Source organism: Citreicella sp. C3M06 (genome assembly GCF_018860705.1).
Lineage (GTDB): Bacteria > Pseudomonadota > Alphaproteobacteria > Rhodobacterales > Rhodobacteraceae > Salipiger.
Genome location: NZ_JAHKQA010000084.1, coordinates 1 through 12,940 on the forward strand (window position 1 = coordinate 1; position 12,940 = coordinate 12,940).

The window sequence follows — 12,940 nt, forward strand, 5'->3', positions numbered from 1 at the left end:
ATGCATCCTGACCCTAAGAGCCGCGCGAGGTTTTCCCGCCGGGACGTGTCGGGCCTAACCGCGACTATGCGCAAGGGCGCGAGTTGCCATCCCGGTAACAGCCGAACCAGCGTCCCTTCGGCCTCACCCCGAGCCGCGAGATGCTCCGGCAACACCGTGGCACCGAGATTCTGACACGCGAAATGGGCGAGCGCATCAATGCTATCGACCTCCAGCCGCGCTTGGCCGAGGATCTTGACCTCTTCCCCATCGGGGCCAGCCAGACGGGTGTCTTCAGATCGATGGCGATAGCGCGGCCAGTCCCAATCCTCTAGCTCGGCCGGGTGGGCGGCAGCACATTCCGCACCAACCACCAGCACTCGCTCGCTTTGGCCCAGCCCGCGCGAAGATGGCCACGGGCCTGAGCTGGTCGATCAATGTCCCGCTCACCGGCATTATGACTTCCACTTTCAACGAAGACACGGGTCAATCAGCTGGAGATAGACAATCCTCGCAACGCGAGGAACGAGACCATGACCGCCACAGCCTTTGTCAGGACCGACAAAGCCGAACGCTATCTTGGCACGCTGTGCAAGCATTTCGCTCACAAGGCGCCGGTGAGCTTTGAACACGGCGCGAAAGAGATCGCCTTGCCCTTCGGCATCTGGACCCTGACTGCGCAGGACGGCGGCCTCATGCTCACTGCAACTGCCGCCGATCAGGCCTCGCTTGGCCGTGTGGTCGAGGTCATCGCCAGGCAGCCCGCACGCTTGGCCTTGCGTGAAACCCCAAGCTGAACGGGACCTGCGCGGCGGCCTGAGGGGCGCAAACCGAGGCCGGAGAATGGCCAATGAAGACGACCCCCAGCAGATGAACCGCGGAGGCCTTTTGACGGATGTACCGATGCCCTCGCGTCCGGGAATAGTGTTGCGCTCTTCAGCAAAATGAACGGAAGTACCGGCAAGCTTGGCGTGGGACACGGCCTCTTCACCTTTGATGGGCCAGAGGCCGCGACGGTCAGCCGATGCTATGGCACTGGTGCGAATACAGTTTCGCCGTCAGCCAAGCCAGTCACGGATACCCTTAGCATGGCCGGCGCCCTCGACCAGCCATGCTGCCCAAAAGACGAACGGAGAGCCTGATGATCACTGCCGTCACCGCCGTTTCTGGCCAGCTCGGGGCGGAAATCGCCCGCAAGCTCATGGCGTTGCCCAATGCCACCCCCGTCATCGGGCTGGCCCGGACGCCGGGCAAGGTCCGCGATCTCGGGATCGAGATCCGCCCCGGTGACTACGACAAGCCCGAAGAGCTTCGCGGCTCGCTCAGCGGTGTCGATGCGCTGGTGCTTGTCTCGGGAATGGCGCCCCCCGAAGATCGTATCGGGCAGCACCGCAATGTCATCAAGGCCGCCAAGGCCGCAGCCGTGCGCAAGATCGTCTATACCAGCATTCAGGGGCCGGAGCAGGGCACTGCGTTCTCTGCTGTGGTGCAGAGCAATCGCCAGACCGAGGCCGACATTCGCGCCTGCGGGCTTGACTGGGTCATCGGGCGCAACGGAATCTATATCGAACCGGATGTAGAATATATCGATAGTTACCGTGCGCAGGGCGAGATCGCCAACAGCGCAGGCACGGGCAAATGCGGTTATGTGACCCGTTCGGAACTGGCCCATGCCTATGCCGCGATGCTGACGCAGCCCGCCCACAACGGGCAGACCTTTGACCTGAACGGCGCGCCCATCTCTCAGACCGAACTGGCCGCCTACCTGAACCGGACCTTTGGCACGGATCTTGGCTACCGCGTCATGTCGCCCGAAGACTTCGTGGCGGATCGCAGCGCAGAGCTGGGCGATTTCCTCGGCCCGATCATCGGCGGAATCTACGATGGCATTCGGCTCAACGCCTATGATCGCCCGGGGGATTTCAAAGCCGTCACGGGGCGCCCGCATCAGCCGTGGGACGATTATTTCGCCTCGCTGCGTCGCTGAACAGCGCCGGTACATTTCGAAGTGCAGATGCCCGCGCCCGGTTCTGCCTGTCCGAGAGCAGGCCCACCGCCTTGGCCGAAATCTGGAAATTCGATATCCGGAGCGGGCGGGTGTGTTCGCGATCTTCGTGCCTTTGGCGGTGAGTTTTTGCGAGGGGCAAAGGACGCGTGGGCAAATATCCGGTGTTTCGTTGTTTTAAACCGGCAGTCGGGTAGGCTGTGCACCGGCACTGGTCTGGAATTGGGCTGTGACAGGCATCGCTTGCGCGCCCGTTCGGGACCGGATGACAGGATTTTCCCAGCCGCGCTGCCTGCACGGTTGACACGATACCGACGGGAAAAGGGGCGCGACCATGAAGGGCGTAATATTCGTAGAACTGATCAAGATGGCCGAGCAGACCTTTGGCGAAGACGCCGTGGACACGGTTCTTGAAAAGGCCGAGCTCGAGAACGGAGGGGCCTTTACCACGGTGGGCAACTATCCCTGCTCGGAACTGGTGAAGATTGTTCTTGCCTTCAGCGATCATTCCGGGCTGAGCCCAGACGCGCTTCAGCGTGCGTTCGGAAACTGGATGATGGGGGTTTTTCTTGAAAACTATCCCGAATTCTTCGTGGACAAGACATCGGCTTTTGCGATGCTTGAAGCGGTGGATCAGGAAGTGCATTTCGAGGTCAAGAAGCTGTATCCCGAAGCGGAACTGCCCCGGTTCGACACCCGCCGACACGGAGACAACCGTCTGGAAATGATCTATTCTTCGCCGCGTCCGCTTGACGCCTTTTGTGAGGGTCTGATCGAGGCCTGTCTGGCGCATTTCGGCGAAGAGGGCAGCATCAGGCGGGTGGCGCATCCTGACACGCCCACATCGACGACCTTTGACATCACCTTGACAGGCGAGCGTCAGAACGGATGACGGAGCCTGGTGAAGACCGCGTGTCACGCGCGCGATATGAGCGCGCTCTGAAGGCCCGGGAAGAGGCCGAGGCCTTGCTCGAGCAAAAGAGCCGCGATCTGTTTCTGGCCAATCAGAAACTGTCGGCCTATTCCGCCGATCTGCAACAGGCCGTTCTGGAGCGCACCGCAGAGCTGCGCCTTGCGCTGGAGCGGGCAGAGGCCGCCTCGGCGGCGCGCAGCCGGTTTCTGGCCACGATGAGCCACGAAATCCGCACGCCGCTGGGCGGGCTTCTGGGCATGATCGACCTGTTGTCGATGGACGAGGCCGATCCCGAAAAGCTAGAATTGCTGACCAATGCCAAGACCGCCGGTGCAGGCCTGAACCGCATCGTCAACGATGTGCTCGATTTCTCCAAGATGGAGGCGGGCGTCTTTCTGTACGAGGAAGAAAACGTCGATATTCGCGCGCTGATCGAAAGCATTCGCATCCTTGCCGCGTCGCATGCGCATGGCGCCAACCGCAAGCTTATCGCACGGATCGACGAGAGCGTTCCCAAGCTGTTTCGCGGCGATGCCACGCGGATGCGACAGGTCGTTTCCAACCTCGTCAACAATGCGCTGCGGTTTTCGACCGATGGTCCGATCATCATTCGCGCGCAGGCGTCGCCTCATCCCGACGGGGCCATGTTGCGGGTCGAAGTCGAAGATTTCGGTGTTGGTATCGCGCAATCCCAGTTCGAACATCTGTTCAAGGATTTCACCCAGATCACCAACCCGCTGACAGCGGCGGCGCAGGGTACCGGGCTGGGCCTTGCGATCAGCAAGCGGATCATCGACGGGATCGGGGGCCGGATCTCGGTGAACAGCACCGAAGGCGAGGGTTCGACATTCTGGTTCGAGGTGCCCGTACGGGTTGTGTCCCGACCCGATGCGCAAGGGGGGGCAGAGAACGCCGATCACAGCGGTCTGGCGGCGGTGGACGCCATGGGCAAGCGCGTGTTGATCGCCGAAGACAATATCATAAACCAGAAACTGCTTCTGGCTTATCTTGATCGCATGAATATCAAGGCTGATCTGGCCGAAAACGGGCGCGTCGCCCTCGAGAAATTCGCGCCGGGAAAATACGATCTGCTGCTGATGGATGTGGCGATGCCGGAAATGGACGGGCTGGAAGCCACCCGCCGGATTCGGGACAAATGGCCAGCCTCGCAGATCCCGCCCATCCTTGCCCTGACCGCGCATGTCATGGATGCCATCGAGGAAGAGGCGCATCTGGTTGGCATCGACAGAATCCTGAGCAAGCCCATTCCCTTCGAGGATCTGAAGCTCGCAATCGAGATCGCGTTGGCGTCCGCCGGTCGTGCGGGCCGCGATGCATCGCCAGCGCCCGTACTGAATGACCCCGAGATGTCGCAGGGCTCCGGGAACCGCTCGTTCTTCGACCTGATGTCGCCGGATGCGTATGAAATGCTGCTGAATGTCTTTGGTGAGGACGGGCTTACTGACTTTGCAGCCAATTTCGTCCGGGATTCCACCACGCGGATCGAGGCCTTGCTGGCAGCCGAACAGGCGGGCGATAGCTCCGAAGTCGGTATTCAGGCGCATTCCCTGAAAGGGGCGGCGATGGCGTTCGGCTTTGCCGACATGTCGGAATGGGTTCGCCAGATAGAAGCCGAGGAAACGCAGCTGCATGATCGAACGGTCACGCAGACCGCCGAGAAATTCCGCGCGAAATTGCAGATGCTGGGCGCGTTGCTGGATCAATGACTGTCGTCGCGGGGTGCGGGCCTGGAACTTGAACCTGTAGGTCAGCGACAGGCTGCCGCCGGTCATGCCCGGCCCGGGCGCTTCGCCCTGGTTCCACGGCCAGCGGTTGTTGCTGTAGAAGTCATCGTTGAACCGATAGCTGGCGGTATAGCTGTCGTCCGGCTGATAGGTGCCCTGTTCGCCGGGCAGATGTCATTTGTCAGCCCCCGCGCGGCGCTGCCATGCAAGGTCGCCGTTATCCGAAAGCCGCGCGCGAATGGCTGCGGGTGCGGCCCGGCGCAAGACAGGTGTCGGGGCGGGCGGACATCGGCGTTGCCGAAATGATCGACATGGATCTGTTCGATGTGGGCACAGGCCGCATCGGACGTGATCTCTTGCTGATCGTATTGAGCGTTCCGGCAGTGTTCTCCGGGCGCGTCTTGAGGTGCCTATCCTATCCTTTTGGATAGGTAGCTCACCCAATGCGCGGCTATCCATACGGCATCGCCCGTGAGACAACAGAACATCAGCTCATGAGGGTATCGTGACAATGCGTGTTATTCCGTTCCAGATTGCGGCCCGGCTTGCCGTGGTTTCGTTTTGCCTAGCCATCGCGAGCGCCGTTCAGGCGCAGGGGCCGGTCCTGCTGACCGTGTCGGGCGATATCGCCGGCCCCGACGCCGCGCAATTCGATCTTGAGGCGCTGCGCGCCCTGGGTGAAAGCGACATCGAAACCGAGACGATCTGGACCGACGGCGCGCACCGCTATACCGGCGTGCGGCTGAGCGATCTGCTGGATCATGTCGGCGCGACGGGCTCGCAGATCACCGCCACCGCGATCAACGACTATAGCGTGACGATCCCCGTCTCGGACGCCACCGCCGACGGGCCGATCATCGCTTACGAGATGGACGGCGCAGCGATGTCGCGGCGCGACAAGGGGCCGCTCTGGGTGATCTACCCGTTCTCCTCTTCCAGTGACTACCGCACCGAAGTGATCTATTCTCGGTCCATATGGCAGCTCGACCGAATGACCATCACTGAATGATCCAGCTCATTCAGGCCCGCGCTGCGAAGCTGAAAGCCTGGACACGCACCTGGGTGTTCCTGATCGTTCTCGGGGGGCTGTGCAGTGCCGCCATCGCATATCTTGTGGCCGAGACCGTGCGCGAGCTGCGCTACCTGCATTCGGCGCGCTCGGACAATGTGCATTGGGTCATGTCGCAGGCCGAAGTGGAAAATCTGGATTTCCGCAATGCCGTCGATCTGGCGCGTATCGAGCCCTCATCCGCCAGGCTGACGCAGGTCGGCGTCAGATTCGATGTGTTCTACAGTCGGATGGTGACGCTTGGCACGGCGTCGCTATACGGCGATCTGCGCGATATAGATGGGTTCGGCGGCCCGGTGGCCGAGATCCGTGCCCGGCTCGACCAGTTGATCCCCTTGATCGATGGCGACCGCGCGGCCCTGCGCGCCGGGTTTACCGACCTGTCCCGCGAGGCGGGGGAGATGCGTTTCCTGCTACGTCAGGCAACGACCGCGGGGCTGCATTTCTTCGCCGAGCGGTCCGATCAAAGCCGGGAATCCTTTGCGCTGACGCTGATGCAGCTTGCGCTGTTCTCGGTGGCGCTTTTGCTGGCGCTGGCCTTTCTGTTGCAACGCACTCTGCGGATCGGGGCGCAGTCGCAGCTGCGCGGGCAGGAACTTGCGCAGGCCTACGCGCGGCTCAACGTCATTCTCGAGACGTCGCTGGACGCGGTGGTGGTATGCGATCTGGATGGGCGCATCCTGAACTTCAACAGTGCCGCCGAACGTATCTTCGATCATGCCGTCGCCGATGTCCTTGGCAAGAAAATCGCAGACATCCTCGTGCCCGATCATTTGCGAGCGGCGCATGATGCCGGAATGACGCGGATGCGCGAGCACGGCGAACACAGGGTGTCCGGGGCCGGGCGTGTCCGGCTTGAGGCCAAGCGGCGCAACGGCGAGGTTTTCCCGGTCGAGATGGCGCTGGAAACGGCGCAGGCCGGAGAAGACCAGGTGTTTGTGGCCTTTCTGCGCGACATCTCGCGCCGCGTCGCCGGGGAAAACGAGCTGGTCGAAGCTCGCGACAAGGCGCTTGCGGGGGAAAAGGCGAAAGCGGATTTCCTTGCGATGATGACCCATGAAATCCGCACGCCGCTGAACGGACTGTTGGGCAATCTGGCGCTGATCGGCAAAACCACACTGACCCCGGTGCAAGAGCGCTATGTGCGCAACATGGATATTTCGGGCAAGTTGCTGATGCATCACGTGGACGCGGTGCTGGATGTGGCGCGCTTTGAAACCGGCGCATCGATGGTGCGCGAAGAGGTGGTGCATCTGGGAAATCTGGTGCGGGATATTGTTCATAGCCAATCCTCGGCGGCCGAAGCCAATGGCAATCTCATGCAATGGGATTGGGTCGGTGAGGCAATCGAATGGGTCCGGCTGGATGGTTCGCGCCTTCAGCAGGTGCTGGTGAATCTGCTGGGCAACGCCATCAAATTCACCCGTGACGGTCACATCCAGATCGAAATCGAACAAACGCGCGAGTCCGAAACCGACTGGCTGGAATTCCGGGTGATCGACAGCGGCATCGGCATTTCCGACGATGACCAGTTGCGCATCTTCGGCGATTTCCAGACGGTTGATGACGCCGCCACCCTTGGCAGCGGGGGTACCGGGCTCGGGCTGGGCATCGCGCGGCGCTTTGCCGAAGCCATGGGCGGAAGCATCGGTGTGGAAAGCGAACCGGGTGGGGGCAGCGTGTTCTGGGTCAAGGTGCCACTGGTGCCGGCCGATCCGCCGCAGAGCGCCGATCAGCCCCCGCGCGCTGCGCAGGAATTACCCGGACAGGACGTGCTGCTGGTCGAGGACAACGAGATCAACCTTGAACTGGCCCGCGCGCTGCTGGTGTCGCTGGGCCATCGCGTCACCGAAGCGCGCTATGGCGAAGACGCCGTCGCCATTGCAAGCACGCATCGCTTTGATCTTATTCTGATGGATATCCGCATGCCGCGCCTCGACGGGCTTGGCGCCACCGTTGCGATCCGAAGCGGGCAGGGCGCGAGCCGCGACGTGCCGATCATCGCGTTGTCAGCCAATGTGCTGCCAGAGGCCAGAGTCCGGTTCACCGAGGCAGGCATGTCCGGGTTCCTGCCCAAACCGCTGACCGAAGCGGATCTGCGACAGGCGCTGCAGCGGTTTGCCGCCGCGACGCCTCATGCCCAAGGCGCGCCCGCGTCAGATCCAAAGGCGCAGCTGGTCGCGCGCTATGCGCGCGAGACCGGAGAATTCTTTGACTGGCTCGCAACGGGGCCGGAAGACATGGCCGAGATCGCCAATCGTGCGCATCAGATCGCCGGAAGCGCCGCGGCATTTGGGCAGATGGATCTGCGCGGTGTCCTTGCTCGGCTCGAAATCCATGCCAACGCGGGCGACCGCGCCGCGACGGTTGCTGCCATGGCCGAGGCGCGTGCCGTTTGGAAGGTCGCCCCCGATCCTGTTCTGGGCTGACCTCGCGCGGAGTTGTGTCGGCCAATCGTCGACGACGCCTGCCACCGCGTCGCAGGTGAACAACGTGGCGGGTGCCGCGCGTTGCTCTCATCTGCACGGCTTGGATGGTGTCTTCTCCGACGGTCGATAGAACCCGATGATCTGATGACACTCGGGGATCACATCTTTGCCGGAATCGAGTGCCGCGGCGAGAGCGATTGCGGATAGGAGGACCTTCGGGCCCCTGTCGTGCCGGGTGAAGCCCCGCCCCCCGACGGGCTTGGTATCAAGACTGTCGTTCTCGCCCGCCGCACGGATCTAAGTTGATCGAAGGCGCAGAACTGAACTGGGCGAGCGTCCGAAGGCCTGTTTGAAGGCGCGACTGAAATGGGACACATCGGCAAAGCCGACATCATAAGCGATATCGGAAATGGAACGGCCTCTGTTGTGCAGGATGGCCTGATGAGCGACGTCCAGTCGCGTTTTCCACAGCCAGCGCATCGGTGACGTATTTTCCGGGCTGAACAATCGGCTCAGCGTGCGCGGTGAAACACCGTTCGCGGCGCAGATCGTATCGATGGTCAGGCCAGTGTCTGACAAATTGTTGCGCAGATAGGTTTTGATCTCTTGCAGCTTCACCAATTGACGGCTGCCCTGCGCGCCCAAGTCGTTGTCATCAAAGAAGTGGTCGATGCTGCCGAAAATCAGGTCAAGCGACGAGGATTCCATCGTCAGCGACAAATCCGCGTGCCCGCCGTCATCCTTTGGCGTGAACAGCGACAGGATTGACCCGGTGAACTTGCCCGCCTGAGACGATCCCGAAATCTTGCGCGCGATCAGGTCGTCTACACGCAACAGACGCGCCACCGCCTCGGCCCGTGGCACCGCGACCACGAGGCCCCGCATGTTGCCGATGAAATCCATCTTGAACGGTTTCGCCTGATCGTACAGCACGATATCCCCGGCCTCGACCCGCACGGCGCGCTGTTCCTGTTCCAGCCCCGTCTGACCGTCGATCGCCAGGTACAGCATGATATGATCGCGCGGGTCCCTGCGGATATCCCCGGCCCGGCGGACCAACGGCATATGTCCATCGCCGGATCGGGCGGTCAGATCACCGATGGCCAGAGAATTGGTTCTCCCGGCGCGCACGGCACCGGTGAAATCCGGGTTGAAGGGCAGTTCGCATTCCGTTGTCGAGAATTCACGGCACGTCGATTGATGCCACAGGTCGAAACCGGGCCTGCGTGTCGCTGTTCCGCTTGTCTGGACCTGCGCCATGGTTCTGATCCGCACTTCTTGACCGTCAGTTCCGACAAAGCGCCACGGTTTGGCACGGGCGCAAGGCGCTTGTTTGTGATGATCCTGCGCCGCTCTGGGCTGGGTTTGACCGTCTCAGCACAGCATATGGCCCGCACAAACAAGCGCGACGGATAGGTAATCCATTAGAATAAAATATGAAAAGAGGGCTCCCCGCCTGACCCTACCTGAAACACCGCCGCCGTGTCTCCTGCGCCGGGCGCTGTGATGATTGAGCGATTGCTCAAAATAAGCACAGGCCGCCCCGCGAATGGATAAAAACTGGGCGTAAATCGGTTGGCCGGGTTTTCAGGGGCTCTCACACCGGCGGCTTGCCATTTCACCGCACCACAAGAGGAGCCTATACCGTTATGACCATCACTCGCCCCACCGTCGATGACGTGCGTGCCGCAGCCCTTGAGATCGGCATCCACTTTACCGAGTCCGAGGCCGTCACCTATCACGCCCTGATGCAGGGCCAGCTGGACGCCTATGACTTCGTCGACGGCATGCAAGAGCCGCTGCCAGCGGTGACATATCCCCGCTCGGCGGACATCCAGCCGGTCCCCGAGGACAACCCGTTTAACGCCTGGGCGGTCAAGGCGACGATCAAGGGCGCGCCCGAGGGCAAGCTGGCGGGCAAGCGCGTGGCGATTAAGGACAACGTCTGTGTCGCGGGTCTGCGAATGATGAACGGAGCGACGATTCTGGACGGTTATGTGCCGGAAATCGACGCGACCATCGTGCAGCGTATTCTGGATGCGGGCGGCGACATTCTGGGCAAATCGGTCTGCGAATATTACTGCGCCTCTGGCGGCAGCCACACATCGGCCAATGGCTATGTCGATAACCCGCTGGTGCCCGGTCACAACGCCGGTGGGTCGTCATCGGGCTCTACCGCGCTGGTGATGGGCGGCATCGTCGATATGGCCACGGGCGGCGATCAGGGCGGATCGGTGCGCATCCCGGCATCTTATTGCGGCGCGGTCGGGCTGAAGCCGACCCATGGCCTCGTGCCCTATACCGGCATTTTCGCCGTGGAACTGACCCTTGATCACGCCGGCACCATCACCCGCACGGTGGCCGACAACGCCCTGATGCTCGAGGCCATTGCCGGGCCGGACGGGCTTGACCCCCGCCAAAGCGGCGCCCCGGCGCAACCCTATACGCAAGCCCTCGGCCAAGGCGTCGAAGGGTTGCGCGTAGGTATCGTTCCCGAAGGCTTCGGCACCCCCGGTGCCGAGACCGAGGTCGATGACCGTGTGCTGGAAGCCGCCGACAAGCTGGCCGACGCCGGGGCCATCGTCAGCACCGTTTCCATCCCGCTGCACAGCGCCGGGGCCGCGATCTGGACGCCGATCTTCCTTGAAGGCACCTTTGATCTGATGATGCGCCACAATGCCTATGGCACCAACATGAAGGGCGTGTTTCTGGACAGCCTGAGGTCGGCGCAAAGCGCGTGGAAAGACCGCGCCGATGAGTTGTCGGACACCATGAAGCTGGGCATGTTGACCGGTCATTACATGGCGTCCCGCCATCAGGGGCGGTTCTATGGCAAGGCGCAAAACCTCAACCGCCTGCTGACCGCCGAATATGAGCGCGCCCTGTCGGAAGTCGATGTCCTGCTGATGCCGACCACCCCGATGCCGACCACGCCGATGCCCGCCAAGGACGCAGGCCCCGAAGAGGTCATCGGGCGGGCCTTTGAAATGGTCGGCAACACCGCGCCCACCTGTGCCACCGGGCACCCGGCGATTTCGGTTCCCGTTGGCACCACCTCGGATGGCCGGCCCATCGGGGGCATGCTGATCGCCCGTCATCTCGACGAGATGACCCTGTTCCGCGCGGCAGAAGCCATGGAAGCCTGCTATCGCTGATCAACAGGGAGGGCTGCGCCCTCCCGACGCCCCTCTGTCGCAGCCAAGGACCCCCATGAGCGATCATCAGATACACCGCACGCGGCCTGTGCTGCATTACGCATGGATCGTCGCCTTTGTCGGCGGCGTCGCCGTCTTTTGCGGCCTTGGGCTGGGACGGTTCGCGTTCGGAATGCTGTTGCCCGCAATGTCGGACTCGCTGGGCTGGAGCTACGCGCAGGCCGGGATGCTGGGGTTTATAAATCTGCTGGGCTATCTGACCTCGGTTCTGATCGTTCCGCCGTTTCTGGCCCGGGTCGGTACGCGTGTTGCGGTGACCTCGGGGTTGCTGCTGATGGCGCTGAGCATGTTCGCCATGGTATTGGCGCAAAGCCTGCCCATGCTCAGCGGGCTGTATTTTCTGACAGGTATCGGCAGCGGCGCGGTGGTCTTACCGGCGCTCAGTGTCATGGCCAACTGGTTCGCCCCGTCGCATCGCGGCCTTGCCACCGGGCTGGTGATGGCAGGCCCCGGTTTCGGGATTATCTTCAGCGGCAAGGCGGTGCCGAACCTGACCCCGTTCCAGAACATTCTGGCATGGCAGATGGGCTGGCTGATCTTTGGCGCGATGAGCGTTGTGGTGGCAGCCCTTGCCTTCGGGTTCCTGCGCAACCACCCCGGCCAGATGGGGCATAGCCCCTTCGGGCGTTCCCCTCTGCCCGGCCAGCCCCAGAGCGTTGCCCCCGAAGGGGCCGCGCGTCGCCGCCTGCTGCTGCATATGGGGATCATCTATGGCCTCTATGGCGCGACCTACATGCTGTACGTCACCTTCATCGTCACCAGCATGCGCGACAGCTACGGCATGACACAGGCGCAGGCCGGCGGGCTCTGGTCATGGTTCGGCATTCTCAGCATCCCGTCGGGATTGCTGTTTGGCGGCCTGTCCGACCGGATCGGACGGCGGGCAGGGATGGCGATTGGCTTTGCCTGTCTGAGTGTCGCCTTCGCCTGCGTCGGCTTCACCGCATGGCGGCCCGGACTGTACGTTTCCGTGGGGCTTTTTGGCCTCGCCGCATGGAGCATTCCGGTCATCATATCCGCCGCCGCCGGTGATTACTTTGGGCCTGTTGGCACCGCGAAAGCCCTTGCCGCCTTGATGTTGACCTTTTCAGCCGGACAGGCGGCAGGCCCTGCCTTGGCCGGCGTCATGGCCGAGCAGTCCGGTGATTTCTCCTCGAGCTATCGTCTGGCGACAGCGGCGGCCTGTGCGGCGGTGGCTTTGGTGGCGGTGCTGCGCCCGCCGATGGTCAGAGGGAATTGAATGGCGTAAAGTGGCGGTGTTGCAGAACTCCCTCTTGCGGCGATGCGCTGCCCGAGGGCGTCGAGGCAGCGCCTGTTAGCCACGATCCGGCCGCGGGCATGGCGTCCGGTCCTACCATCGCCCCGCACGCGCATCCGCAGGAGGTTGCCGAGAGGCGCGTTCAGAATGCCCTGCCATAGCGCCGGGAGGCGCGGAGGGTCTCGTTTGTGGCCGCGGCCGCCGGACCGTCCACCTTCCAAGGCCGCCCGTTCTTGCGGAACGGGTGATGGCGGTTGCCTGGCTGTCGATGATGGCGCTGTGGCAACGGCGGCAGTCATAGGCCACGCCCATTGCCCGGCAGGCGCA

11 protein-coding genes and 1 pseudogene are annotated in these 12,940 nt (G+C 62.6%); 9 read left to right on the forward strand and 3 right to left on the reverse strand.

All coding sequences use genetic code 11. The features are described from left to right. Positions 1-359: LysR substrate-binding domain-containing protein (locus tag KO516_RS20160; protein WP_371742120.1), on the reverse strand; the 359-nt coding region annotated here is incomplete at its 3' end. Between the two features lie 153 nt (positions 360-512). Between KO516_RS20160 and KO516_RS20165 the strand changes: the two genes are divergently transcribed. The 6 genes from KO516_RS20165 to KO516_RS20190 all read left to right on the forward strand — a co-directional run bounded on the left by KO516_RS20165 (position 513) and on the right by KO516_RS20190 (position 8,140). Continuing rightward, positions 513-776 (forward strand): DUF2218 domain-containing protein, encoded by a 264-nt coding sequence (locus KO516_RS20165; protein ID WP_216005588.1) that lies wholly within the window; start codon positions 513-515, stop codon positions 774-776. 344 nt (positions 777-1,120) lie between these two features. After that, positions 1,121-1,966: an NAD(P)H-binding protein gene (locus KO516_RS20170; RefSeq protein ID WP_216005589.1), complete on the forward strand. Its 846-nt coding sequence runs from the start codon at positions 1,121-1,123 to the stop codon at positions 1,964-1,966. A gap of 352 nt (positions 1,967-2,318) precedes the next feature. Continuing rightward, entirely contained in the window at positions 2,319-2,876 is a 558-nt protein-coding gene (locus tag KO516_RS20175; RefSeq protein ID WP_216005590.1) for a heme NO-binding domain-containing protein, read from the forward strand. 74 nt (positions 2,877-2,950) lie between these two features. After that, positions 2,951-4,624, forward strand: a complete 1,674-nt coding sequence (locus tag KO516_RS20180; RefSeq protein WP_216005591.1) for an ATP-binding protein — start codon at positions 2,951-2,953, stop codon at positions 4,622-4,624. 529 nt (positions 4,625-5,153) lie between these two features. Beyond that, positions 5,154-5,651: a molybdopterin-dependent oxidoreductase gene (locus KO516_RS20185; protein ID WP_216005606.1), complete on the forward strand. Its 498-nt coding sequence runs from the start codon at positions 5,154-5,156 to the stop codon at positions 5,649-5,651. Continuing rightward, a complete protein-coding gene (locus tag KO516_RS20190) occupies positions 5,648-8,140 on the forward strand; it encodes a PAS domain-containing hybrid sensor histidine kinase/response regulator (RefSeq protein WP_252737743.1) in 2,493 nt (830 codons plus the stop codon). Before KO516_RS20185 ends, KO516_RS20190 begins: the two co-directional genes overlap by 4 nt. Before the next feature lie 297 nt (positions 8,141-8,437). On the opposite strand, the gene KO516_RS20195 is transcribed toward KO516_RS20190, so the two are convergent. Next, the gene (locus tag KO516_RS20195) at positions 8,438-9,301 is read right to left on the reverse strand and encodes a helix-turn-helix domain-containing protein (RefSeq protein WP_252737747.1); all 864 of its coding nucleotides are present in this window, start codon (positions 9,299-9,301) and stop codon (positions 8,438-8,440) included. Here KO516_RS20195 and KO516_RS24445 point away from each other — a divergent pair. The 3 genes from KO516_RS24445 to KO516_RS20205 all read left to right on the forward strand — a co-directional run bounded on the left by KO516_RS24445 (position 9,206) and on the right by KO516_RS20205 (position 12,595). Next, positions 9,206-9,556, forward strand: coding sequence for a hypothetical protein (locus tag KO516_RS24445; RefSeq protein WP_252737750.1), 351 nt, complete (start codon positions 9,206-9,208; stop codon positions 9,554-9,556). The two genes, KO516_RS20195 and KO516_RS24445, sit on opposite strands and share 96 nt — an antisense overlap. Positions 9,557-9,789: 233 nt before the next feature. Then, positions 9,790-11,295, forward strand: coding sequence for an amidase (locus KO516_RS20200; protein WP_216005593.1), 1,506 nt, complete (start codon positions 9,790-9,792; stop codon positions 11,293-11,295). 55 nt (positions 11,296-11,350) lie between these two features. Further along, positions 11,351-12,595 (forward strand): MFS transporter, encoded by a 1,245-nt coding sequence (locus tag KO516_RS20205; RefSeq protein ID WP_216005594.1) that lies wholly within the window; start codon positions 11,351-11,353, stop codon positions 12,593-12,595. 32 nt (positions 12,596-12,627) lie between these two features. On the opposite strand, the pseudogene KO516_RS20210 reads toward KO516_RS20205, so the two are convergent. Then, positions 12,628-12,940, reverse strand: a pseudogene (locus tag KO516_RS20210) (hypothetical protein); the annotation flags it as partial.